Genomic DNA, 25423 nt, shown 5'->3' with positions numbered 1-25423 from the left:
TTTGTAAGGCAACCATTTTAAATTTCTGCTGTCTTATATACAGAAACTGATCCATGAAGAATTTAGAAGAGTATTTTAAACTTGCCAAAAAACAGGACCGGAGAGCCCAAAAAGCGCTCTATGAAATGTTCTCAGCAAAAATGCTGGCAGTGGCAAACTCTTATACCAATAATATTCATGATGCTGAAGATATTTTATTGAATGCTTTTCTGAAATGTTTCACTAAAATAGAAGACTGTAAAGAATGGAAAAGTTTTCCCTACTGGCTGAGGAAAATCGTCGTCAATGATTCAATAACTTTTGTCAGGAAAAATAAGAATATTCTGTATGCTGATATTGAAACTGCCCCTGATTATGCCGAAGATGAAATTGACGAAAGGCTTAAAGGGATTAATCTCAATGAAATATTTTCGCAAATGCCTCCTGGATATAGGTTGATTTTTAATCTTTATGTATTTGAAGACAAAAAACATCAGGAAATTGCTGAAATCCTGAATATTTCAGAAGGTACAAGCAAAAGCCAGTTAAGCAAAGCCAAAAAATGGATAGCAGATTATTTAAAAGCAAAAGAAAATGGACAAAAAAATACTGAAACAGCTAAAGTCTGATTACGAAGAGCTCGAAATGAAGCCTTCAGAAGGTTTGTGGTCTGAAATTGAAGCAGGGATCGATCAGGCAGCTGATCATACTCATAAGCCAACTTTTGAATGGCATAAATATGCTGCGGTCATTATTCTGTTAATCACTGTAGGTGGTTTGTTCTATTTAAATGATGATCATCCGTCAAGTAATTATCAGTTTAACGAATCTGAAAATACTCTGTCTGGTGATTTAAAATTAAAAGAGAAGGCGGAATACGTGATTTCCGGTAAAAATGAGATGAAAAAATCATCTGTACCTGAAAAGTCCACGATAGAAAAATTAGATGCCATAGTACAGGATAAAGATACCATGATCAAATCTGAGGAGAGAGTAGTACTTGATGATAAAGAAAGTACAATCGTAGATTTTCAGAAAGTTCCTGCAGAAAAAATAAAAACTTCTGATGTACGAGCGGTTACTGCAGAGCATAAACAATCATCCTACATTAACGCAGAGGATTTGCTTTTAAGTAGAGAACTTGATAAGACAAGAGAGGAAAATTACAGTGATCAAAGAAAATTTGGGGTCTTCGACAGGAACAAAATTAAAATCAAAGGCCCAAGCTCTCTGAAAATTTTAGGATTTACAGTGATTTCTGATTCTATGGAGACCAATTAACTTTTAATTTGTCAATTCCATTCATAAAGGAATTAACAGTCGTTCCTGAAAATTTGAACGGTTGTATAATAATGTCTAACAATAACCTCAATATGAAAACAAAAATTGCTTTAATTTCAGCTCTTATGGGTATTTCCTATGTCCATGCCCAGGAAAAGCCATACACAGATGTCCAAATGAGAAACTATTCTAAAAAAATTGATAGTATTGTTATATCTGAAAAAGCGAAGATGAATAATGAATTGGATGAACTGGATAAAATATTTAAGGAAAAGAGATTTTCACCGGAAGAAAAATTGAAACAAAAGACTGAAATTGCTGAAAAATATGAAGATGTCATCAATAAAAAGGTAGATGATCAAAAAAACAGTCTGGAAAATGCGACCAGAGAATTGGTGAAAAGTTCTGTGATGGGAAAAGGGAAAGTTTTCGATCAGGTAGGATTTGCGCAGAATAATGCTCTTTTAAGTTTTAAAGATTCTAAACGCACAAAAAGGGAATTGCTGAAAGGAGATGATCTGAATATTTCTTTTGGATTTACCAATCTTACAAAATCTGCCGGTTCTTTAAATCTGATTAATAAATCCTCCGAAGTAAGATTCGGAAGGTCTACATCCCTGATTTTTGAATATCGTGGAACAAGACAGTTCGGGTCACTGACCTCACCTGTGTTTTACCGTTTCGGTTTGGGGTTAAGAAATGATAATTACAGAATAGGTGATTCTAAAGTTATTGTCCAGCAGGACCGTCAGATTTACCTTGATGATTTTACTGAGGGAAGTTTACGAAATTCAAAAATTTCAAATAATTATATTACTATTCCTGTTGATTTTGTTTTTGTTCTGAATCCTAAATATATCACTGAAAATAATGTCAAAATGCTTGACAACTCAAAAGGTAATTTTAGAATTTCAGCCGGAATTTATGGAGGTGTAAGATATTTGAGCCAGAATCAGATTATCTATAAAGATGAAGAAGGTCACAGAGTGAGTTACAGAGAAAATATTAACGGTTCGCTTAATAATTTTCTTTTCGGGGGGAAGCTGTCTTTAGGGTATGGTGCACTGAATGTATTTTTAAAGAAAGATTTTACGCCTGTATTTAACAACAATGCTCAGATCGACAATAAATATGGGATTCAGATTGGGTTAGAATTATTATATATAAATTTTTAATTAATAGTATAATTTTAATTTTATTAAGGATTTGTTAATTTTTTATTGCATTTTTTATTAATTATAATTGTGGCAGTGAAAATTATTATTTTGAAAACACATTTATTTTGAATGTGTTTTTTTTCGTACTTTGGCATTCTTAGAATGTAATTAGGAAATGAAAAATATACAGTTAGTTGGTTTTATCCTGGTGATTATAGGGAGTTTCCTGCCCCTTGTTCATGTGCCGATCATCGGAAATTGGAACTATTGGAAAGTAGATCACTACTTAGCAGTTTCATGTTGGGCTTTCTCAGCAGTTGCCTTGTTTGGAATCATGAACAACAGTCCGAAAATCGTGAGAACTTTTAGTATTTTATTAATTCTGTTATTTCTTTTTACCATTTTTGCTACAAAATATCAGGCATTCAGTTACTTCAGTTTTCTTCCTTTTAAATCATGGACAGAAACTTTAGCAGCAACAGTAAAACTAAAATGGGGCTGGGCTGTAGAATTTTCAGGAGCGATTATTATGCTCATTGCAACAAAGAAAAAAATATGAGAACATATTCATTTATATTGATTGTCTTTATTTTCTTATCCGCTAAAGTAAAATCTCAGGAACATTTCTTATTGCCTGACACACCTCCAAAATGCCATCTTATCAAAGAAGGAAAGTTTATCAAAGAAGGTGGATCAGCAAAAAATTGGAATATAGTCATCAAAAAAGATTCTCAGAGAGAGTATACTAACAATGGCAAAGATTACATAAAATACAAAATTGAGTTTCTTGACGATTGTACTTATAAAACTACAGTTGTTGGAAAATCGGACGGTAAAAACCCAATCAGAATTGGAGATTCTATGACCAATACAATTATAGAAACAGATCATCAGTATATAAAAATTTCTTCTCAGTATTTTAATAAAACAAGTGAAATTATTCTTGAAAAAGTGGAATGATTTCTTTGTCAGATGTTTACTGTAGACTTTAAAAAAATAAATATTTAAGTATGAAATCGTACGTCTGGTTTTTGGTACATAAGATTAAGAAAGATTACCGAAAATAAAATTTGTCCCGACTATTCGGGATGACTTATAAAAACAATAAAAATTTACATATGAAATCGCATGTCCGGTTTTCGTACTACTGATTAGTAAAGATTAGCGATAACAATACTTGTCCCGACTATTCGGGATGACCTTTAAAAAACAATAAAAATTTACATATGAAATCGCATGTCCGGTTTTCGTACTACTGATTAGTAAAGATTAGCGATACCATATGACCTTTAAAAAACAATAAAAATTTACATATGAAAGAAGTATTCATCGTTTCTGCAGTTAGAACGCCTATGGGAAGTTTTATGGGAAGCTTGTCAACAGTACCGGCTACAAAACTGGGAGCAACAGCAGTCCAAGGAGCATTGGATAAAATAAATCTTGATCCGAAAAATGTTCAGGAAATTTATATGGGTAATGTGTTGCAGGCTGGTGAAGGTCAGGCACCGGCGCGTCAGGTTGCTTTAGGGGCAGGGCTCTCAAATGAAACTCCATCTACAACGATCAACAAAGTATGTGCTTCGGGAATGAAAGCAGTGACAATGGCTGCACAGGCAATCAAAGCAGGTGATGCAGAGGTAGTTGTTGCCGGAGGTATGGAAAATATGTCTATGGTTCCGCATTATTATAATGCCAGAAATGCTACGAAATTAGGGGATGTAAAAATGCAGGACGGAATGGTGTTAGATGGTCTTACAGACGTTTATAACAAAGTTCATATGGGTGTCTGTGCAGAGAAATGCGCAACTGACTACAGTTTTTCAAGAGAAGACCAGGACAATTTTGCAATCGAATCGTACAAGAGATCAGCGAAGGCATGGAGCGAAGGTAAATTTGCCGACGAAGTAGTTCCTGTCTCAATTCCACAAAGAAAAGGTGATCCTGTTATTTTTGCTGAAGATGAAGAATATAAAGCGGTCAATTTTGACAAACTTCCTACACTTCCCACAGTTTTTAAGAAAGAACAAGGAACGGTAACCGCTGCCAATGCATCTACTTTAAATGACGGTGCATCTGCATTAATCCTTGTTTCTAAAGAGAAAATGGAAGAATTAGGTCTGAAGCCTTTAGCCAAAATTATTTCTTATGCTGATGCGGCTCATGAACCGGAAAACTTTACTACAGCTCCGTCAAAAGCATTACCCATTGCGCTTAAAAAGGCAGGTTTAGAAATTTCAGATATTGATTTCTTTGAATTCAACGAAGCTTTTTCAGTAGTAGGTCTTGCAAACAATAAAATTTTAGGGCTGGATGCTGCCAAAGTAAACATACATGGAGGAGCAGTAGCTTTGGGACACCCGCTGGGAAGCTCAGGATCAAGAATCATTGTTACCCTGATCAATGTCTTAAAACAAAATAACGGAAGATACGGTGCTGCTGCAATCTGTAACGGCGGCGGCGGAGCTACTGCGATTGTTATTGAGAATCTGTAAAATAATATCCATGAAAGCAAAATATGCCATTTCATATTTTTAACGGGGTTTTTACTGAATGTAGCGGGAGCCTGGTTTAAAATTACTCACATCTCGTTCGGAGCTGTTAATGGAAGCACATGTTTAACAATCGGCTCTGTTCTTCAGAGTTTAGGGATTATATTAGTAATCTACAAGGTTTTTACTTATCCTAAATTCAGGGAATTTCTAAATAAGTAAAAAAAAATAAAATAAATAGAAAACCAAAAACATTTTGTTTTTGGTTTTTTTTAGATAGATAGTACATCTAAAATTTCTAAATTGATCATAATTTTTGAGTTACCAAAATAATTTTACGTACAAATTTTTAGTTTAATCAGTATTAGATTATGCAGTATGATTTTTTATTCCAGTTTCAATTAAAATCTTTAAAGTGCATATTTTAATGTAAACCCAACAATAAATTTCTCTTAAGCAAAAGAAAAACCTCAGAATGTTCAGCGGTTTTTCTATTTTTGTGCAACTAATTCATCTGAAATGTCTGAAACTGAAATGCAACAAACCCAAAATATAAAAAACAATCCCAAGATCATGAAAGCCTGGGCGGTATACGACTGGGCGAATTCGGTATATTCTTTAGTGATTACTTCTGCAATTTTCCCTATTTATTATACCATTATCACTACTGCTTATAATAGAAAAGAGTATGTTGCTGCTGCTAACGAGGTTCAGGAAATTCCTGTAAGAAATATGATCAAGGTTTTCGGAGAAGCCTACGAACCTGAAGCGGTACTTAGCTTTTCCTATGCGATTTCTTTTTTCCTTGTTGTTATTTTATCTCCGTTTTTATCTTCACTGGCAGATACGATCGGCAATAAAAAATCATTCCTTCAGTTTTTCTGTTACCTGGGGGCAACTTCATGTATGGGTCTGGCCATGTTTACGGGCATGGAAAATATATTTCTTGGGTTGCTCTTCAGTATTACTGCAAGTGTAGGTTTTTGGGGGAGTCTCGTATTCTATAATTCATTTTTACCGGATATCGCAACCCCTGAAAAACAGGATGCACTTTCCGCAAAAGGATATATTTACGGGTATCTCGGATCCGTTGTTTTACTGATCATTTGCCTGGTATTGATCCAGATGGTTGCCAAAGGTCCGGAACAGACTAATACCTTTATCAGAATCAGCTTTCTGTTGACTGGTGCATGGTGGTTTGGTTTTTCACAGTATACATTCAAACATCTTCCTCAGTTTGGTGATATCAAAGAAAAACTTCCGAAGGATCTGGTGCTTCTGAACTATAAAAATATTTTTAAAAGACACGAAGAACAGGGTGGGTTTTTTGAAGTTTTAAAAGACAATATCAGCTTTTATAAAGATATCGCCAAAGAAAGTTTCAGAGAATTGTTCAGAGTGGGAAGCAAACTGTTTGCAGACAGAAGTTTAAAGTTTTTCCTGCTGAGTTTCTTTTTCTACAGTGTGGGAATGCAGACGATTTTCCTGATGGCTGTACCTTTCGGAAGTACAGATATTTTCCCAAAACAGGCTGATAAATATAAGCTGATCATTACGATTTTAGTGATACAGATTATAGCCATTTTCGGAGCTTTTCTTTTTTCAAGATTATCAAAAAAGATTGGGAATAAAAACGTGATTACTATTGCCGTGGTTATATGGATCATCTGCTGTGTATCAGCTTTTTCCCTTAACAAGGAAAATCCTAACCTTCAGCTTCAGTTTTACGGACTGGCAGGTCTTATCGGTTTGGTAATGGGAGGGCTGCAGGCAATGTCGAGATCTACCTACTCGAAACTTTTACCGCAAAACTCAATGGAAAATACAACCTATTTCAGTTTTTATGATGTGCTTGAAAAGATTGCTATCATTTGCGGAATGCTTATTTTCAGTGTCATTATTCAGAAATTCGGGAATATGCAGTACGCATTTATTGCTATGTCCACGTTTTTCGCTGCAGGAGCGGTTACGATAAGATTCTTAAAATCTAAGGTCTAAATCACTATTTGGCTTAAAATTTGTTAATATTCGCAAGAATGCATTAACTTTGCACTAAACAATTACTGCACAATGACGAACCCTCTATTTTACGCAAAAATCCTTCTGTTCGGAGAATATGGAATCATTGAAGATTCTCAGGGTTTGACACTTCCTTACAGCTTTTATAAAGGAACATTAAAGTTCTCAGCCTTAGATTCTGATTTTGAAAAGAAATCTAACGGACATCTGATAAAATATGCTGAATATTTACAGAATCTGGAACTTCCTGAAGGTTTTGACTTAAATGTATCTGAGTTTAAAATAGAAATTTCAAAAGGTTTGTTTTTCGACAGTAATATCCCTCAGGGATATGGAGTCGGAAGTTCAGGTGCTTTGGTTGCTGCAATTTTCGAAAGATATTCTGTTACAAAATATACCCCTGAATCTGTTTCCAAAGATCAGCTGAAAAATCTGAAAAAGGTTTTCGGATCAATGGAAAGCTATTTTCACGGAAAAAGTTCGGGTATCGATCCTTTGATCTGTTATATGAACCTGCCGATCCTTATTGAAAACAGGGAGAGTGTAGACAAAGTGGCCATCCCGAAAAGTGTGGAGGGAAAAGGGGCAATATTCCTGATCGATTCGGGAAGTATAGGAGAAACAGGACCAATGGTTCAGATTTTCTTTGAAAAAATGAAAACTGAAGGTTTCCGCAAAACACTGAAAGAAGAATTTATCCGTTACAACAACGCATGTATAGAAGCTTTTCTGAAAAAGGACATGAATCCTTTTTTCAGAAATCTAAAAAAACTTTCTCACTGGGCATACGAGCATTTCCGTCCTATGATTCCTGAAAGCATTTTTAATGTGTGGAAGAAAGGACTGGACTCAAACGCTTATTATCTGAAACTCTGCGGAAGCGGAGGCGGAGGCTACATTTTAGGATTCACACAGGATTATGAAAAAGCTGAAAAAATGCTTGAAGGGTTCCATAAAGAAGTGATTTACAGATTTTAAAAATACCGTGAATGAATTCTGAAAAAGAAACTTTCCGGGAAAAGGGTTTTGTATCAAAATCCTTGTTTTACCGGTTTTCACAATTCATTGGTTTTCTTTTAGGAGCAAGGTTTTTTGTAGCACTTTTACTTACTTTTGCATTATATGTCTCTACATTTTTCCTTTTTAATCAGGAAGAATCTTTTTCAAACTTTGTTTTTGATTTTAAAGTCCACGGAATTATTTTCTGTACTGTACTGTCCATACTCGCCGGAGGCATTATCAATCAGTTTTATGATTTTGAGAAAGATCATATTGTAAAACCTTTCCGGACAAGAATTCAGAGTTTCATTAAGCAGAAATATTTTCTTTACGCATACATTGTGTTAACTGTCATTTCTTTAGGTACGGCAAGTCTGATCTCCTACAGGGTTTTCATATTTTTTATGATCTATCAGTTTTTTATGTGGTTTTACAGTCACAAACTGAGCCGAATGATAATTCTGAACAATCTGACTTTTGTAAGCCTCACGCTATATCCTTTTTTTGGAATGATGGTCTATTATGAAACTTTTTCCAAAAAAGTTCTCCTGATGGCAGTCTTTCTTTTTTTAATACTTTTATGTATAGATATTGTCAAAGACACCCTGACAAAGAGAGTAGACAAGACTTTCGGCTATGTAACGATCCCCAATTTTTTTAAGAGTCAGACCACCAAAACGATCATTATTTCTTTACTTATCATTACTATGGCAGTTTCGATGAAATTGATTGCAAGAACAGGAATTTCCGGTTTTATGGCTTATTATTTTACATCAGGATTATTGATTATGATCGTGTGCATTTATTTACTTCTGAATTCCTCAAAGAAATCTAAGTTTTTCACCCTCAATATTTTACGTTTCTGGGTTTTCGTCGGAATTATTGCAATGCTGCTGAATGGAATTGAGGGCAAATTGTAGAAAATATATTTTAAAAAGATTCAGGTTATTCTTACATTTGCCAAAATAAAATTTAATAAAAGGAATGCCCATTTTTAACGATACCAAAGTCGCATTTGCCGACAAAACAGATGCACAGTTAAGAAAAGCGTACTGGATGTTTAAAATGATTGAACAGCCTGCTTTGACCAATCTTGGAACTTCTGTTCTTAATTTTACGGTTCATAATAATTTTCCGTTTGTCAATGGAATTGTAAAAAAAACTTTATTTGAGCAGTTTGTAGGTGGGGAAACCCGTGAAGAAAGTATGAAGGCTGTGAAACAGCTTTTTAAAAGAGGGGTTGGAAGTATTTTCGATTATTCGATTGAAGGTAAAGAAGATGAGGAAACTTTTGATTCAGTTTGCCAGGAGATAAAGGATATCATAAAGTTTTCCGTAGGAAATCCTGCCATTCCTTTTATTGTTTTTAAACCTACAGCTTTCGGAAGGATCGATCTGTATGAAGCAGTAGGTAAAAATACAGAACTGACGTCAAGTCAGAAAGAAGAATGGGCAAGGGTCGTAAAGAGATTTGACGAGGTCTGCAGACTTTGCCATGAGCATGATAAAAAGGTGATGATCGATGCCGAAGAGTCATGGATGCAGGACGCAGCAGATCAGCTTTGCGAGGAAATGATGGAGAAATACAATCAGGAAAAACCGATTGTCTGGAACACCATCCAGATGTACAGAACCCATCGCCTGGAATATATGGAAGGCAATCTTCAGCGTGCACGGGAAAAGAATTATTTTATAGGTTACAAAATCGTCCGTGGCGCTTACATGGAAAAAGAAAGAGCAAGGGCTGCAGAAAAAGGATATCCTGATCCCATTCAGCCGAATAAAGATGCTTCAGACATAAATTACAATGCCGGAATTGATTTTGTTATGAATCATTTGGATAAAGTTTCCGCATTTTTCGGAACACACAACGAAGTTTCATCAGAGTTGGTAATGGATAAAATGAAAGCCAAAGGACTTGATAATGATAATCCACACGTCTATTTCGGACAACTTTACGGAATGAGCGATAACATTAGCTTCTATCTGTCTGATAAAGGCTATAACGTGGCAAAATATCTGCCTTACGGACCCGTTAAAGATGTTGTTCCGTATCTTACAAGAAGAGCGAGAGAAAATACTTCCGTAGCAGGACAGACGGGAAGAGAATTAGGTCTGATTCAGAAAGAGCTTCAGAGAAGAAAAAGATAATTTTATCATAAGAAAAAATTTGCGGTGCCCTTTAATACCGGAAAGCAAATTTTTCAGACAGCAAGCAATCCTGTGGTCAGCAGGGTTGCTTTTTTTGTTGCATTAAATACGGCCGATTACATTTTATTACAGGGTTATTTTGCCTTTATGAATGATCTGCCCATTATTATATCAATTAATAAATAAATTAATAAATGAATGAATGAGTTATTAATAAATCTTCTCTCACAAATTCTTTTACGATATTAGGTATTTCTACTCAAGACAGCGATTGGTTATTTCTACTCTATAGGAAATATTTTCTTCTTTGTTACTTTGAACAGCTTATGATTGAACAACAGTATTCCGATGTACAGATGAAAGTTTATCAATATATTTTAATATTCACTTCTACAGGATAAGAGGTATTTACAGATGGTACATCAGGTCTGTTACTGTCATTTAATTAAGTGAAAAACTGAAAATAATATCATGAATACAGAAAACTATGACGTCATCGTTATCGGCGGCGGAGCGATCGGTCTTGCTACCGCTTATCATCTTGGTAAGAGAAAAGCAGGCACGTTAGTTCTTGAGCAGTTTACTTTTGCCAATCAACTGGGAAGTTCTGCAGGCGTTTCACGCCAGTTCAGAATTCCCTATCCGGAGGAATATATGGTAAAGATGGCTTTAGAAGCTCAGCCTTACTGGGATGAACTGGAAAAAACAACCGGGGATCAGTTACTGGATAAAGTAGGTACCCTGTGGTTTGGAGATCCTGAAGTACATTCCACAGAAGGAAATATCGCTGAAGCTGAGGAAGCATTAAAAGCTTTAAACGTTCCTTATACCACTTTAACAGCGAAGGAAATAGAAGAGAAGTACCATTTCAGAAACTTACCTGAAACCTACACCGGCCTTTTTCAGCCTGATGGTGCCAGTATCAATTTTAAAGCAACAATCGATGCGCTTCTGGAACTGTGTAAAAAAGAAGAAACCGTTCAGCTGAGAGAAAATTCGCCAGTTCTCCAAATTAAACAGACCGGTGAACTTTTTGAAGTCACTACACCCAACGGAGTTTATATCACAAAAAAACTGGCTATTATTCCAGGTCCTTATATCAACAGTGTCATCAACTTACTTGATTTCAAAATTGAAGCAACCTACTGGAATATGTCTTCAGCCTACTTTAAGAAGACTGATCCCAACATACAATATCCGACCTGGTTTGTATTTCAGAATGCAGACGGTGAAAACGGCAATCAGTTTTATGGTTTTCCTTCCGTTGACTGGGATCACCCGGAATACATCAGGGTCGCACCTGATTTCGTGATCAATCCTTTGGAAGAACCTGGTGACAGAACATTAATTCCAAATCCGCAGGAACTTGCCTACACTTCAGAATGGGTAGAAAAGCATATGACCGGATTACAGGCTGAACCTGAATATACTTCAACCTGTCTTATAGCTTTAAGTAAAATCCAGAACAAGGAACTTCTGATCGATTTCGCACCGGGTTATGTTCCCAACCACAAAAATATCGTGCTGTATGCTACAGGATGGGCAGCCAAGTTTACTCCTTTTTTAGGAAAAATCATGTCAGATCTGGCATTAGACGGGCATACAGATTTTGATATTACCCCTTTCCAGTTAGGGCGGAAATATTTTAAAGCACTTTAATAAAACTAAAATATCATGAATAAAAACACTCCATTAAATTCAGGAAAACATCCTGATTTAAAGATTGAAGTTGCCATCATCGGAGCCGGAACTTCAGGATTATACACAGCATATCGCCTGGTTACGGATCAAAAATTCAAAGCCAGTGAAGTGCAGATCTTTGACATGAACAATAAATTGGGAGGAAGACTGGAATCTGTTATCATGCCGGGAATGAATTTCTGGGGCGAACTGGGTGGGATGCGCTACCTGACTTCACAGAAAATTGTAACGACTTTAATTGAAGGTTATACACCTGAAGAAGATCCGGATAAACGTATCCCTGTTTTAAAAGATACCATGACTCCTGTTCCGTTTCCAATGGGTGAAGCGTCAAAATTGTTAATGTATCTCAGAAAGGACCGGTGCAAACAGGATGCGTGGAACAAAGCTCAGGCTAAAGGTGAAAAACTCCAGACCCGGTATTACCTGAATGATGATGACTATGGTTTCAGTTCGGACCAGCTTTTTAATAAGATCATTTATGAAGTTCTGATGGCTGATCAATGGGTGGCTGAAACATATAAAAACAAAATCATAAAAGGCAAAGACTCTGAATATGACTACTCTTTTGAATTAACCAGTGAAGACTGGGACGTTATCAAACCCCGGTTGATATACAGTTTCCCAAATTCTCCTTATGATCAGCGTAAAGTAAATGATATCGGATTCTGGAATTTGATCAAAGATCAGGTCTCACAGGAAGGTTATATGTTTTTGGCGAATGCAGGAGGGTACTATTCAAATACGATCAACTGGAACTCGGCAGAAGCATTTCCCTATATGGTAGGAGATTTCTCAGCAGGAACGATTTATAAAACCATTGAAGAAGGATATGACAGTATTGCCTATGCTCTCGCTAATTCTTATATGGATCATGAGGGAGCCTGTATCTGGTCAGAGAATAAACTGCTTACTTTTACAAAAAATCACGGTCTGGCACAATCGCATAAATATGAATTGGTTTTTCTAAATCTCAGAACCAACACGAAATGGAAAGTATATGCGAATAAACTGGTTCTTGCAATGCCTAGAAAATCCCTGGAACTTTTGGATCAGAACAATTTCTTTTTCGATGTAAACGAGAACTCAGTTCTAAGTGAGAATATCCGTTCTGTTATTATGGAACCTGCCTTTAAAATATTAATGGGTTTTGAATATCCATGGTGGCAGAAACTTGGAATCGACTCCGGACATTCTATTACGGATCTGCCGATGAGACAATGCTATTATTTCGGAACAGACGAACATACTGATAATTCGATGTTGCTGGGAAGTTACGGGGATATGGAAACGGAGACATTCTGGAAAGCACTCAGCGATGACAAACTGCTTTTTGAAGTAAAGCCTGCTAAATCTGCATCTTTAAAAGAGCTGCATCAGTTAGATGATGTTCAGGCAACAAAATTGATGGTGAATGAATTAATGAATCAGCTCCGTGAGCTTCACGGTGCTGAAGTCACTATTCCGGAACCTTATGTAACCTATTTCAGGGACTGGTCTGAAGAACCTTTTGGAGCCGGTTATCATGCATGGAAAGCCGGATATTCAGTAGAAGATGTCATGAAGTATATGAGAAAACCTGTAGCTGATGAACAGATCCATATTTGCGGAGAAGCTTATTCTGATCAGCAGGGTTGGGTAGAAGGCGCATTCTGTGAAGCTGAAAAAATGCTGCAGGAATATTTTGGAATGCACCGGCCTCACTGGTTGAGCAAAGATTATTATTTAGGATGGTAAAAAAAGCACATGATACAAAGCTTCAGACTTTTTCTGAGGCTTTTTTGTTTAAATTAAATAGAGTCAATATCTGATAATAAAAACATTAATAATAATCAAAACTATTTTGACTATTTATTGCAAAATAAATAAGTAATTTGGTTCCTGAAATGTACGAACTTCAGAAAGAGACTTATTTAGGCAATACCAAAAACTGCTTCAGTATCCAGCAGGGAATTGCTGTTGTAGAAACAGAGTATCAAAAAAAAGTATATGAAGGCTGGCATTCTCATCATAACGCACACATTACTCTTTTTTTAAAAGGGGGAACCACCGAAAAACGAAAAAATTACAGTGAAAATGTTGGACCTGGTTCACTATTATTTTACCACAGTGATGAACTGCACTTGAATCATAATACGCTTTTCCCATCCCGGAATATTAATATCGAAATCCAAGAAAACCTTCTTAAAGAACTTGATGTAACTGAAGAGATCATCGGAAAATCTATTCTAAATACCGTTTCTGCCAAATTTTTGATTCTGAAAATTTTTAAAGAAACCCTTACGCCTGATTCATTTTCCGGGGATACGATAACTATGCTGTTTTCTCAGCTATCCGATAACCATCAACACGTAGAACAGTTCAATAAAGGTCCGCTCTGGATAAAAAGTTTAAATGAACTATTGAATGACTGCTGGAATGAAAATCCTAATCTGCAGGATCTGGCGAAAATTTTACAGTTAAATTCAATTACAATCTCTAAGCATTTTCCGAGATATTTTGGCTGCACTTTTGGCGAATATATGAGAAGATTAAAAATAAACCGGTCACTTCCTTTAATACAATCCAATAAACATACTTTAACAGAGATCGGTCTTGAATGCGGATTTGCCGATCAAAGTCACTTCATCCGGACTTTCAAAAGCCAGACCGGATTTTTACCTAAGCGATTTCAGAAATTATAGAGGAGGCAAATTTCATTCTATTTTATGTTTTTAAGACGATTGATATTTGCAGCAATTAATCCTTAAACCCAATAAAATGGAAACTCTTACTCTAAAACAAAAAATATTCAATTCTTCATTTACCAAAATCATTCTTGCCATACTGGTATTTATGACAGTTGTAGTTACAGGACAGCTGATTGCATCAAAAATACTTGGTTTGACATCGCTGGATAAAAACTACAGAAACCTGTTAAAGGGACTTTTTGTTTCCACAGCAGCTGTGTTAAGTTATATCTTTTTCTTTAAAAAGTATGAAAATAGAGAGGTAAAAGAATTAACATCAAAGGGATTGGCATTAAATATCATTACAGGTGGCATAATCGGTTTTGTGTTGCAGTCTCTTACAATTTTAGTCATATATCTTAACGGAAATTACAAGATTATTGCCTTAAATCCGATTTCTTATATCCTCATCCCTTTTGCTCTTATGTTTACAGTAGCTGTTATAGAAGAAATACTGGTGCGGGGAATTATTCTGAGGATTATAGAAGAAAAGCTGGGAAGTTACATTTCCCTTATAATTTCATCTCTTATCTTCGGAGCGTTACACCTGGCAAATCCGAACAGTAGTTTTCTTTCGGGATTATGTATTACTACCGCAGGATTTTTATTGGGCGCTACTTTTATTTATAAACGTAACCTATGGTTCCCGATTGCGATACACTTTGCATGGAATTTTACACAGACAGGAATTTTCGGAGCAATAACATCAGGGAATGAAAAAACGGGTAGCCTGCTCACTGTAAAGATACACGGTCCGGAAATAATTACCGGGGGAGCATTTGGTCCTGAAGGCAGTATCCAGGCAACTGTAATTTGTTTTATTGCAACTGTTGGACTGTTAGTTTTAAGCCGTAAAGAAAATAAAATTATAAAACCATTTTGGGAAAGAAAATAAAAATTTAAATATAAAATTTTTGATTGTCCTTAATCTGTCATAACTGAAAAAACTTTGTGAGCTTACTTAGTGTTAAAATTAGGTACCGGATATTCCATATAAATTAAAGTCTGATCAAAAACTGGTCAGACTTTAATTTTTAAGGTTCAAAACTTTCAAATTTTCCGTTTTCATAAAATAGAACGATACGTTTTATCTTACTGGTTTGATTTTCAATAACTTGATTAATTATTTCTTCGTTTGATTTTTCTAATGGCTGAGAATCGGATATTCTTGACTGAGCTTTACTTGGCTGAGGAATATCAGGTTCTCGCACGATTGGGATTTCTTCTGATTCAGGCTCTTCAATTCCAAAATCTTCATCAGTGTTCATCATCGTAAATAAATCCGGAAGTGATGTAGGCCTGGTCTTTTCTTCTGAACTTTCATTTTCAGGTATGAACTCATTCTCCGGTAAATCTGATTTCAGCATTTCACCGTCACCGTTCACAAGCCAATCCCAAAGAATCTCCGGAAATCTTGATTTTATCTTAATGATAAATTCTAAGGAGGGCTTATTCCTGCCGGAAGTAATGTGTGAGATCGAGGAACGCTGTACGTCAATTTCATCAGCGAACTCTGAAGAGCTTAGCTTAGAATACTCGATAACTTTTGAAATTCTCTCATTCAAACTCATAAATAATAAGCTTTAATTAAGTTACAAATGTAAATATAAAGTTTACAATTGCAAAATACAAAAGTAAACAATATGATCAATTATTGATATACAAAAGTAAACTGATGTAAATATCTAATTATCAGTGTTTTAAATTTATAAGCATCATATAATTGTATTTTATCCACAAAAGAGATAAACAGATATATTTCTACTTAAAGTATAACTCTACATAGAATTTTTAATAAAAATTATGGGGCTTAGGTTTTATCTTTAATAAGCCCATATTTTACCTGATTGCTTTACTGCAGGTATTTTGAGACCTGTCTCTGGTATATAGAGTGGGAGAGTGGTTAAATAACTGATTTAGACCGACATTTTGACTGACTGATCCGGTAAGTATAAATTACTTCGCTTAAAAAACCCTGCCGCAGGTGTTTTTAACAAAAAATTAAGAGGAGAATCACATCGGATTATTATAAATATTTGCATTCATCTTATGACAATTACTTCAATCAACTTTAAGGCTGAAAAACTGTTGAAAACAATTTAATTTTACTCGATTTACATTTGTATAATACTGTGAATATGGTAGTTAATCCACAATTTACACGTTTAGTATAATTACGCTCAAATGAGATGAAACCTACTTATCAACACTTAAAGTATATATTAACTATACATTGAGATAGTTTTTTTAATTAATTGAATGTAAGCAATTTAAATACATTGTATTAAATTATTATCAATCCACATTTTAACTAACAGACTTTATGGCAATTCTTTATGTTTAACAATATTACAAATGTAAATTTTATTTTATCCTGAAAAATTGCTAAATTTGACTCTTGTAAATTTCTCATAATGAATTTTGAACATTTGTATATCCCAAATCCTAGATTCTCTAATCGCTATATTTCTCCCGGAAAATTATTTTCCTATCTTCAGGCTGATCTCAGCGATTACATTCAGGAGATCGGTAAATCATATTTAGGAAAGCCTATTTACAGGTTATGTATTGGGAAAGGTGATATAAATGTTCTTGCATGGTCTCAGATGCATGGTAATGAATCTAATGCTACGCATGCCATGCTTGACCTTTTAACGACTCTTGATCACCACCATAAACTCAAAGAAGATCTTTTCAGTATCATTACTTTAGAGTTCATATTTATGTTAAACCCAGACGGATCAGAAAAATGGACGAGGCTCAATGCCGCTGATATTGATCTTAACAGGGATTTTCATAATGAAGCAAGTACAGAGATTAAATTTCTCAAGAAAATGGTTTCTGAAAAAAAATATGATTACGCACTCAACCTTCATGAGCAGAGAACCATTTTTACAACAGACGGAATCCATCCTGCTACACTCTCTTTTTTAGCTCCCTCACAAGATGAAGCAAGGACAGTTACAGAAAACAGGAAAAAATGTATGGCGGTAGTCGGTCAAATCTATGAGAAGCTGAAGGAGATCATTCCAAATCAGATCGGCAGATATTCTGATGAGTTCTATCCTACCTCTACAGGCGATAATTTTATTAAAGCAGGAATGCCGACAATTCTCTTTGAAGGAGGACATTTTATAGACGATTATACGAGAAAAAATACCAGAAAATATTACACGGTTGCTTTATATTATGCCTTAAAATCAATCAGTGAATTAAGATCTGGTACGTTAGGATGGGAGAAGTATTTTGAGATCCCCGAAAATCAGGAAACCCATTATGATATCATTTACAGAAATGTAAAACTGAATACCGATCACGAATGTATTCTTGATATTGCCGTTCAGTACAGAGAGATTCTCGAAGAAGGAAATGACGAAATATCTTTTATCCCGTTTGTAATGGAAGCAGGTGATGTAACGGAAAGAAAGGGATGGCTTGAAATTGACTGTACCGGTAAAAGATTTGTCAGCGAAGCAAAGTATCCTAAATTGGATGCTCAGGTCAATTTTAAAATAGAGGAATAAAAAACAAGGCTGTCTGTACTTTTAGGATAGCCTTTTTTTATTTAAGATAATCTATCTAATTTTCTAAATATTTTTTCCCCACGCTCAACCCTGCCAGTGTTCTAAACGCTGGCAGGGTTTTCCAACATAAAAAATTTAAAGTGTTTTAGGCGATATCATCTTTAACAAATGAATTAATCTTTGTCAATGTTTTATTTCCAACGCTCAACCCTTCCAGCATTCTAAACGCTGGCAGGGTTTTCCAATATAAAAAGTTTAAAGTGTTTTAGGCGACATCACCTTCAACATATCAATCGCATCTTCTCAATGTTTTATTTCCCATACTCAACCCTGCCAATGTTCTAAACGCTGGCAGGGTTTTCCAACATAAAAAATTTAAAGTGTTTTAGGCGACATCATCTTTAGCAAATGAATAAAGTTTTGTCAATGTTTTTTTACCCACGCTCAACCCCGCCAGCGTTCTAAACGCTGGCGGGGTTATCCGATATAAAAAATATAAAGTATTTAAGGCGACGTCACCTTCGACACATCAATCAAGTTTTGTTAATGCTTTTTTCCCCCATGCTCAACCCTTCCATCGTTCTAAATGCTGGCAGGGTTTTCCAACATGAAAAATTTAAAGTGTTTTAGACGACATCATCTTTAGCAAATGAATAAAGTTTTGTCTATGTTTTTTTTCCCACACTCAACCCTGCCAGCGTTCTAAACGCTGGCAGGGTTTTTCAACATAAAAAATATAAAGTGTTTTAGTCGACATCATCTTTAACAAATCACTCAAGCTGTGTCAATGTTTTATTTCCAACGCTCAACCCTGCCAGTGTTCTAAACGCTGGCAGGGTTCTCCGATATAAAAAATATAAAGTGTTTTATGCGACATCATCTTTAACAAATTAATCAAGCTTTGTCAATGTTTTATTTCCAACGCTCAATACTTCCAGCGTTTTAAACGTTGGCTGGGTTTTCCAATATAAAAAGTTTAAAGTGTTTCAGAGGAAAGAACTTTCAATAAATCTCATCAGGAATAACATTGACTATTCTGAACTTGTGAAAACGATATGGAATCCGAAAGGAGGAAGTAGGAGATTTTTCGAAAAAAAGAAAACTGATATTCTTATGATAAGTGAAAAGAAGGCCAATTGTGTAAATTTTACCTAATGAGCAAAAAAAGTGTATAGTGTAAAGAATCCTACATGAGATGTACAGGTCAATTTTAAAATAGAAGAATAAAAAAAGCGAAACATCAAGTTTCGCTTTTTTTTGTTTTATCTGATATCAGTTAACGACCTTAATTCCGTTAGCAACAAATCTGATTTCTTCTTTTGGCTTGGTGATCGCATCAATTTCTGCCTGAGGTTTTTTAGCGTCCTCTGCATAATGTTTCTGCTCGTCAACAGAAGTTACTTTTCTTTCCGCATTTCCTTCAAGAACTACATTTTTACCTTTCAGAGCAGTTGGTACGAAAAATCCATAGTCTTTCATTTTTACGAAAAACTGAGTGTCATCTTCAGTCTGGATTGTTAACCAACATCCTTTTTTGTCACAGACATCAATTACTTTTCCTTTGATCGCAACATTCTCGACTTTTTTGTTGTCTTTTTTAAGTTTTTTTGCTAGTTTCTCTACGCTGATAGCCTTAGATTCCGGTGAAGTTACGGTAGAACCGTAGGTGTCGCCAACGATAGCGTTTCCGGCAGGAGGACCGTTCTTTTTCTGTTCCTGTGCAAGTACCAGTGTTGAAGCACTTACAGCTAATAAAAATAATAGGGATCTGAATTTCATTCTTAATATTTTTTCCAAAATTAATAATAAAAATTGAATTTAGAATTAATAAAAACTTGATAAAAAACAGTTCGTTTCATTATTCAAAACAAAAGTGAAAAAGAATTACAGATTTATCTATATTTGAGGGGAATATTCAGATATGCAGAAAAAACTAAAACTTTGGGATGCTACGATGCTCGTTATGGGTTCTATGATCGGTAGCGGAATTTTTATTGTCAGCGCAGATATGATGCGGAACCTCGGTTCAGGATATTGGGTGATCGTCGTTTGGATCATTACAGGAATCATGACAGTGGCAGCTGCTATCAGCTATGGCGAACTTTCAGCTTTATTCCCCAAAGCAGGTGGACAATATACCTATCTCACAGAGATTTTCGGAAAAAAAATGGGGTTTCTTTACGGATGGGGACTCTTTACGGTAATTCAGACCGGTACCATCGCTGCGGTTGCAATGGCCTTCGGTAAGTTTACTGCTTATCTTGTTCCGTCACTCAATGATGCTGCTCCTATTTTTCAGAGTGGCGAATTCATGATTACCTGGATTCAGATGCTCGCTATTGCTATTATTCTTCTTCTTACCTACATCAATACCAGAGGAGTCGAAAGCGGAAAAATACTTCAGAACGTTTTTACAGGCTCAAAGATCTTAGCTTTACTCGGGTTAATTGCGGCAGGTTTTATTTTTGTTGATTTTTCACATCTGGCAGAAAATTTCAGTTTCGGAAATAATGCATTTAATAATATCAATAAAGATGCACAGGGGAATTTTCTTAAAACAGGATGGGAATCCATTGACGGGATGACTTTGATGGGCGGAATCGCTGCAGCCATGGTAGGATCGGTATTCAGCTCTGTAGCCTGGGAAAGTGTGACCTTTGTTTCCGGTGAAATAGAAAATCCAAAGAAAAATGTTGTCAAAGCAATGATCTTAGGAACCTCCGCAGTAATGCTCTTATATATTGCGGTAAATTTTGTATATCTCAATGCCATAGACCGTGATTCCATTGCTTTTGCGGTTAATGACCGGGTTGCTGTAGGAGCTTCACAAAACATTTTCGGAAGCGCAGGAACAGTGATTATTGCCGTTCTCGTAATGGTGTCGACGTTCGGATGCAACAACGGATTGATTCTGGCAGGAGCAAGGGTTTTCCAGACTATGGCAAAAGACGGTTTGTTTTTCAGATCAGCCATTGACAACAATAAAAATGATGTTCCTTCGAATGCACTCTGGATGCAGGGAGTATGGGCATCAGTTCTTTGCCTGAGCGGACAGTACGGAAACCTTTTAGATATGATCTCATTTGTTATCGTTCTGTTTTACATGATCACGGTTTTCGGAGTGATTTATCTGAGATTCAGACAGCCGGATCTTGAAAGACCGTATAAAACATGGCTGTATCCTGTGACACCGATTGTTTATCTCGTGATAGGAACTGTTTTCTGTGTTCTCCTCCTTATTTATAAACAGCAATATACATGGCCGGGCTTCCTGATTGTTCTGCTTGGACTTCCCGTGTACTATCTCATCAACCGGAGTAAAAAGACAGGAGAATAACACTTAGGAGCTTAATCCCGCTTTCACTACTCGCTTTTTCTTATTTTCGCCGTGCGAAAATAAGAAAAGAGCTCAAACATACCGTTCAATCGGGGCTATGAAATTGAGTACCGGTAAAATATTCTGATTCTTCGATCAATTTCGGCGTGTTCTTAAGATATTTATTTTTTGAAAGGCTATTAGAAGACTATATGGAAATTAGATTTTTTAAGGTCTGTTAAAAAGTCTTCTGCAGCCAGTAGCTTTAATCATGCCTTACAACTTTTATCAAATTCAATAGTTTTCAGGAAAGTTTCAAAATTTTACCATACATTATTTCACGAAAATGATTAATTTGGTATTTCATTTTAAATAATGACACCAAAAAAAATTAAAATAGAGAAACAAATCTATGGACACACCAAATTACAGAATGCCCTTTGTGCCGTCAACACTGATGTCTGAAGGTGGAAGTATAGACACCTGCGATATGGGTGAAAGTATTGCCCACAACATCATGTTGCTGATCACTACAAAAAAAGGGGAAAACAGATATGATGAAAATTACGGAAATGATGTTTGGAACCTGGAATTTGACAACGGAGTTACCTCTGCTGTATGGGAAAATGTTTTTATCAAAAGCCTCAAGAGGCAGATTCTGGAATTTGAGCCCAGAATTGTACAGCCGCAGGTTGATGCCCATGTAGAGATCGTAGAGCACAATTATGACACCAAAGAACATACGGAAATCAAAAAAAAAGTAAAAATAGCCATCAACGCAAAAATGGAGGCTACCGGGGAACGCTTCAGCTTTTCCACCGAGCTTTTTTTAAGCCCGATGTCCATTGATTAATCACGCACCTTATCACAAATATGAATTTAGATCAGAATATATATTCCAAAGAATCTGTAAAAGCAAGAATGCTGCAAAATGCAACCAAAGTATGGGGACTCAAAAGTCCGCAGTCACTGGATCCTTTTGTAAAACTTTTAATTGATGCATTCAGTACAGAAGTTTTCAAAGCCAATAATGAAATTCAGACCGTCAACGCGAGAATTTTGGAAAAACTGGCAAAGCTTCTTACTCCTTCCATTTATACCCATCCGATTCCGGCACATGCTGTTGCTTTTACCGTGCCCTTTGAGTCCTCAGAGATTCTATTGGATCATACCGAGTTTTTCTTCAGAAAGCAGATGAATTCAACAGTTAAATCAGAATCAGACAAACAGCTGAATATCCCCTTTACACCGATTGGAAGCGTAAGGACCAACCATGCGCAGACAGCCGTCATGTTTGTTGGGAATACCTGTTACAGTGTTGATGAAAGATTAAATAAGATTCCGATTTCAAGATTTCAGGGCAGACCGTCAGATTACCGGAAAGTGACCATTGGGATCAATGTTTCAAAATATTCCAATGAAAAATTCCCCAAATCATTAAGTATATACTGCTCAAATCCTGCATTTGAACATCTGGATTACGTATATAAACTTCTTCCCTATACGAAGGTGTCCAGTAATGGCAATCCTCTGTTCGTAAAAGAAGGAATCACTTATCTTAAAAAAGATCAGCCCGAAGGATATGAACAGCTCTTTCATGAGCAGTCGATCCAGACTAAAATAATAGAAGATATTAAAAGTATTTATCATCATAAATTCATTGAGGTTACCGGTCTGTCAAGAGATTTGTTTTCAGAAGCAGGAGCACTGCCTCAGGATTTAGATTTCCTTAACGGCAGGGAAGAGATCCACAAATACATAGACGGCAAGAATTTCCTCTGGCTCACATTTGAATTTCCTCCTCAGTTCTCTGCAGAAATCCTGGATAATTTTACCTTCGTACTTAATGCATTTCCTATTTATAACCGGGGCTGGAAAAAAACAGAATACAGCCTTGATATTATGGGAAATAATATTCCCCTGATTACAGAAGAAAGTGAACATTTCCTGTATGTCGATGAAGTGCAGGACGGAGAAGGAAGAAAATATACCGAAATCCCTTTTACCCCATCAGATGATCTCAAGAAAGGTCTTTATACGGTTCGAAAAGGCGGTATGGAAAGATTTAACAACAGGAATGCCGTTGATATGATCTCCAATGTGCTGGAATTGACAAGGGATGAGATTGCCGCCTTCTCCTTATTGAACCGTGACAATGTAAAAGGAATGCTCAGTGAAATGTCTGACAAGATGAAATCCATGGTGCAGAAGGTCAACAATGCAAAAAGAAATATCAGGCAGGAGCTTAATTATGTGATTATGGAACCTGTTGAAAAAACAGATCATACCTATGCATCATTCTGGATTACCCACTGTACTTTTGCCAATCACATGCGTCCCGGGACTGAACTGACCAACCAGTTAAAATCACAATCCCTTGTACTTTTGACCGAGACCATCGGCGGAGCTGAAGAACAGAAAGGTTCAGACAGTATTCAGGCATATAAATACGCATTGACGACAAGAGACAAGATCATTTCTCTGGAAGATGTCAAAAACTATTGCAGAATGATTCTGAAGGACGAACTGAAAGATGTCCGTGTAAGAAGAGGAACCATGATCAGCAACAAGCCCAAAGAAGGATTTGTCCGCACTGTTGAAGTAGAAATTATTCCTCAGAATTATTCTTTCTACGGCAGGGTGTACTGGGAAAATATGGCGAATATTATCCGTAACCAGATTATCGCCAAAGCCATTGACGGAATCGAGTACCTTGTAACGATCAGCAATGAAGATGTAGATTTTTAAAAAAAGGTAAGATTTTTATTAATATCCTTTTTTCAAAATCCATTTCATTAAGGCTCTTTCATAAGAATTCCCCTCCATCGGAGTGGTAAATTAGGCCAAAGCCGAAGACGGGGTTGTTTAACAAAATACAAATTCTCAGTTAAATAATCTGATCCATGATCAAAAATTCCCTGTTTTCCAATAATGGAACTACTTGTTTTACAACCAGATTTTGATAATGTTCCGAGTTACGGTGGAACTCGAGGGCAGTTTCATCTTCATACCCTTCAAATAAAATCAGTGTATTTCTGTCCGTCTGGCTCTGATGAATTTTATAAAAAAGATTTCCTGTTTCCCGGGAACTTTTTTGCGCAGCTTCCTGCATGATCTGTACGACTGTATCCAGTTCTCCTTCTTTGACCTGCCATTTGGCATAAACGTATACTGCTTTTTGACTCATCTTTTTTTATTAAATTATTATGTTTGGCCAATCAGCTTATGTTGCTTACTGAAAAAACCTCTGAATGTTTACAGCAAATTTATCAGACTTTTCCTCAAAACGCAAGGAGGGAAGTCACAGAAAAAGCGTGACCCAAATCACACTCAACTATTTGCTGACATGAAGCCTGCTTAACGTTTCCCTGCTGACTCCAAGATATTCTGCAATATATTTTTTGGGAATGTGAAGGATCAGATCCGGATATAATTTTGAAAATTCTTCATACCGCTGCTGAGGGCTACCCGACAAAAGAAGTCTAATTCTTTCCTGTAAAGCGACATATCCATTCGTCAGTTTGACTCTGAAAAAATGTTCCATGGAATGAAATTTTGACGCCAGCTGCTCTCTGCCATCCAAACTGAGACACAGAACTTCTCCCTCCGACAGGCATTCGACAAACACCGTAGAATGGGTCTGCTTAAAATAACCCGTGTAATCAGTCATCCACCAGTTCTGTTTGGCAAACTGTACGATGTGTTCCTTCCCGTTCCCGTCAAGATAAAATACTTTATAAATGCCGTCTAGTGCCAGATACTCGAAAAGTACCTGATCTCCCTCGTGGAGCAGAAACTGGTTTTTACGAACTTTCTTAAGCGTGAAAAATGTTTTGATTTCATCAAACTCTTCATCAGTGATGGGAGTTATGTCTTCGATGTGTTTTCGCAGTCTGTCCATGAATGTTGAGTAAATACCATGTAAAAGTAACTAAAATTAATCAGGATCAGGATAATCCGACCGCAATAACGGGCTTCAAAATTTAAAAAACTGATATGCTTAAACTGTAATTCATGGTATTTTTTAACCCAATAAATTCCATAAAATTCCGTAATTTTGCAAATCGTGATTTTCATG

Annotated in this window: 22 protein-coding genes; 18 read left to right on the top strand and 4 right to left on the bottom strand. The window is 36.1% G+C overall.

Going from position 1 to position 25423, the window contains the following annotated elements:
* Positions 1-53 precede the first annotated feature (53 nt).
* The 14 genes from AC2A07_RS09470 (at position 54) to AC2A07_RS09405 (ending at position 15400) form a co-directional block, all read left to right on the top strand.
* Complete coding sequence (locus AC2A07_RS09470) at positions 54-608, top strand: RNA polymerase sigma factor (RefSeq protein ID WP_484050186.1); 555 nt, start codon at positions 54-56, stop codon at positions 606-608.
* Positions 574-1260 carry a hypothetical protein gene (locus AC2A07_RS09465; protein ID WP_484050185.1) on the top strand — a complete coding sequence of 229 codons (687 nt, stop codon included), beginning with the start codon at positions 574-576 and terminating at the stop codon, positions 1258-1260. Before AC2A07_RS09470 ends, AC2A07_RS09465 begins: the two co-directional genes overlap by 35 nt.
* A 92-nt stretch (positions 1261-1352) precedes the next feature.
* A complete protein-coding gene (locus AC2A07_RS09460) occupies positions 1353-2435 on the top strand; it encodes a hypothetical protein (protein WP_484050184.1) in 1083 nt (360 codons plus the stop codon).
* A gap of 157 nt (positions 2436-2592) precedes the next feature.
* Entirely contained in the window at positions 2593-2976 is a 384-nt protein-coding gene (locus AC2A07_RS09455) for a hypothetical protein (RefSeq protein WP_484050183.1), read from the top strand.
* The gene (locus AC2A07_RS09450) at positions 2973-3377 is read left to right on the top strand and encodes a hypothetical protein (RefSeq protein WP_484050182.1); all 405 of its coding nucleotides are present in this window, start codon (positions 2973-2975) and stop codon (positions 3375-3377) included. The genes AC2A07_RS09455 and AC2A07_RS09450 overlap by 4 nt, the downstream gene beginning before the upstream one ends.
* 353 nt (positions 3378-3730) lie before the next feature.
* Positions 3731-4909 carry an acetyl-CoA C-acyltransferase gene (locus tag AC2A07_RS09445; RefSeq protein WP_484050181.1) on the top strand — a complete coding sequence of 393 codons (1179 nt, stop codon included), beginning with the start codon at positions 3731-3733 and terminating at the stop codon, positions 4907-4909.
* 516 nt (positions 4910-5425) lie between these two features.
* Positions 5426-6904, top strand: a complete 1479-nt coding sequence (locus AC2A07_RS09440) for an MFS transporter (RefSeq protein WP_314491316.1) — start codon at positions 5426-5428, stop codon at positions 6902-6904.
* Between the two features lie 72 nt (positions 6905-6976).
* Entirely contained in the window at positions 6977-7903 is a 927-nt protein-coding gene (locus AC2A07_RS09435; RefSeq protein WP_484050180.1) for a mevalonate kinase family protein, read from the top strand.
* 11 nt (positions 7904-7914) lie between these two features.
* Positions 7915-8844, top strand: coding sequence for a UbiA family prenyltransferase (locus tag AC2A07_RS09430; protein ID WP_484050179.1), 930 nt, complete (start codon positions 7915-7917; stop codon positions 8842-8844).
* Between the two features lie 64 nt (positions 8845-8908).
* Positions 8909-10075 carry a proline dehydrogenase family protein gene (locus AC2A07_RS09425; protein ID WP_314491310.1) on the top strand — a complete coding sequence of 389 codons (1167 nt, stop codon included), beginning with the start codon at positions 8909-8911 and terminating at the stop codon, positions 10073-10075.
* A 471-nt stretch (positions 10076-10546) separates the two neighbouring features.
* A complete protein-coding gene (locus tag AC2A07_RS09420) occupies positions 10547-11734 on the top strand; it encodes an FAD-dependent oxidoreductase (protein WP_484050178.1) in 1188 nt (395 codons plus the stop codon).
* 15 nt (positions 11735-11749) lie between these two features.
* Entirely contained in the window at positions 11750-13513 is a 1764-nt protein-coding gene (locus AC2A07_RS09415) for a flavin monoamine oxidase family protein (protein WP_484050177.1), read from the top strand.
* Between the two features lie 149 nt (positions 13514-13662).
* Entirely contained in the window at positions 13663-14460 is a 798-nt protein-coding gene (locus AC2A07_RS09410; protein ID WP_484050176.1) for an AraC family transcriptional regulator, read from the top strand.
* A gap of 76 nt (positions 14461-14536) precedes the next feature.
* Entirely contained in the window at positions 14537-15400 is an 864-nt protein-coding gene (locus AC2A07_RS09405; RefSeq protein ID WP_484050175.1) for a lysostaphin resistance A-like protein, read from the top strand.
* Positions 15401-15539: 139 nt separating this feature from the next.
* On the opposite strand, the gene AC2A07_RS09400 is transcribed toward AC2A07_RS09405, so the two are convergent.
* Positions 15540-16076 (bottom strand): helix-turn-helix domain-containing protein, encoded by a 537-nt coding sequence (locus tag AC2A07_RS09400; protein ID WP_484050174.1) that lies wholly within the window; start codon positions 16074-16076, stop codon positions 15540-15542.
* Positions 16077-16919: 843 nt separating this feature from the next.
* Here AC2A07_RS09400 and AC2A07_RS09395 point away from each other — a divergent pair.
* A complete protein-coding gene (locus AC2A07_RS09395; protein WP_484050173.1) occupies positions 16920-18029 on the top strand; it encodes a M14 family zinc carboxypeptidase in 1110 nt (369 codons plus the stop codon).
* A gap of 1272 nt (positions 18030-19301) precedes the next feature.
* Here AC2A07_RS09395 and AC2A07_RS09390 read toward each other — a convergent pair.
* A complete protein-coding gene (locus tag AC2A07_RS09390) occupies positions 19302-19808 on the bottom strand; it encodes a DUF4920 domain-containing protein (protein WP_484050172.1) in 507 nt (168 codons plus the stop codon).
* A 142-nt stretch (positions 19809-19950) separates the two neighbouring features.
* Between AC2A07_RS09390 and AC2A07_RS09385 the strand changes: the two genes are divergently transcribed.
* The 3 genes from AC2A07_RS09385 (at position 19951) to AC2A07_RS09375 (ending at position 24093) form a co-directional block, all read left to right on the top strand.
* Positions 19951-21366, top strand: coding sequence for an APC family permease (locus tag AC2A07_RS09385; RefSeq protein WP_314491290.1), 1416 nt, complete (start codon positions 19951-19953; stop codon positions 21364-21366).
* Positions 21367-21757: 391 nt separating this feature from the next.
* Complete coding sequence (locus AC2A07_RS09380) at positions 21758-22198, top strand: GPW/gp25 family protein (protein WP_314491287.1); 441 nt, start codon at positions 21758-21760, stop codon at positions 22196-22198.
* Between the two features lie 20 nt (positions 22199-22218).
* Positions 22219-24093, top strand: a complete 1875-nt coding sequence (locus AC2A07_RS09375) for a type VI secretion system baseplate subunit TssF (protein ID WP_484050171.1) — start codon at positions 22219-22221, stop codon at positions 24091-24093.
* Between the two features lie 139 nt (positions 24094-24232).
* Here the strand turns inward: AC2A07_RS09375 and AC2A07_RS09370 are convergent, their stop codons facing one another.
* Together AC2A07_RS09370 and AC2A07_RS09365 are read right to left on the bottom strand one after the other, a co-directional pair.
* On the bottom strand, positions 24233-24532 hold the full coding sequence (locus AC2A07_RS09370) for a putative quinol monooxygenase (protein WP_484050170.1): 300 nt from the start codon (positions 24530-24532) through the stop codon (positions 24233-24235).
* Positions 24533-24679: 147 nt separating this feature from the next.
* Complete coding sequence (locus AC2A07_RS09365) at positions 24680-25246, bottom strand: Crp/Fnr family transcriptional regulator (RefSeq protein WP_484050169.1); 567 nt, start codon at positions 25244-25246, stop codon at positions 24680-24682.
* Positions 25247-25423 lie beyond the last annotated feature (177 nt).

The organism is Chryseobacterium sp. HNCC26DJ238, from assembly GCF_057180465.1.
The sequence above is the reverse complement of the archived record's forward strand: the minus strand, read 5'-3'. Positions and strand labels throughout refer to the sequence as shown.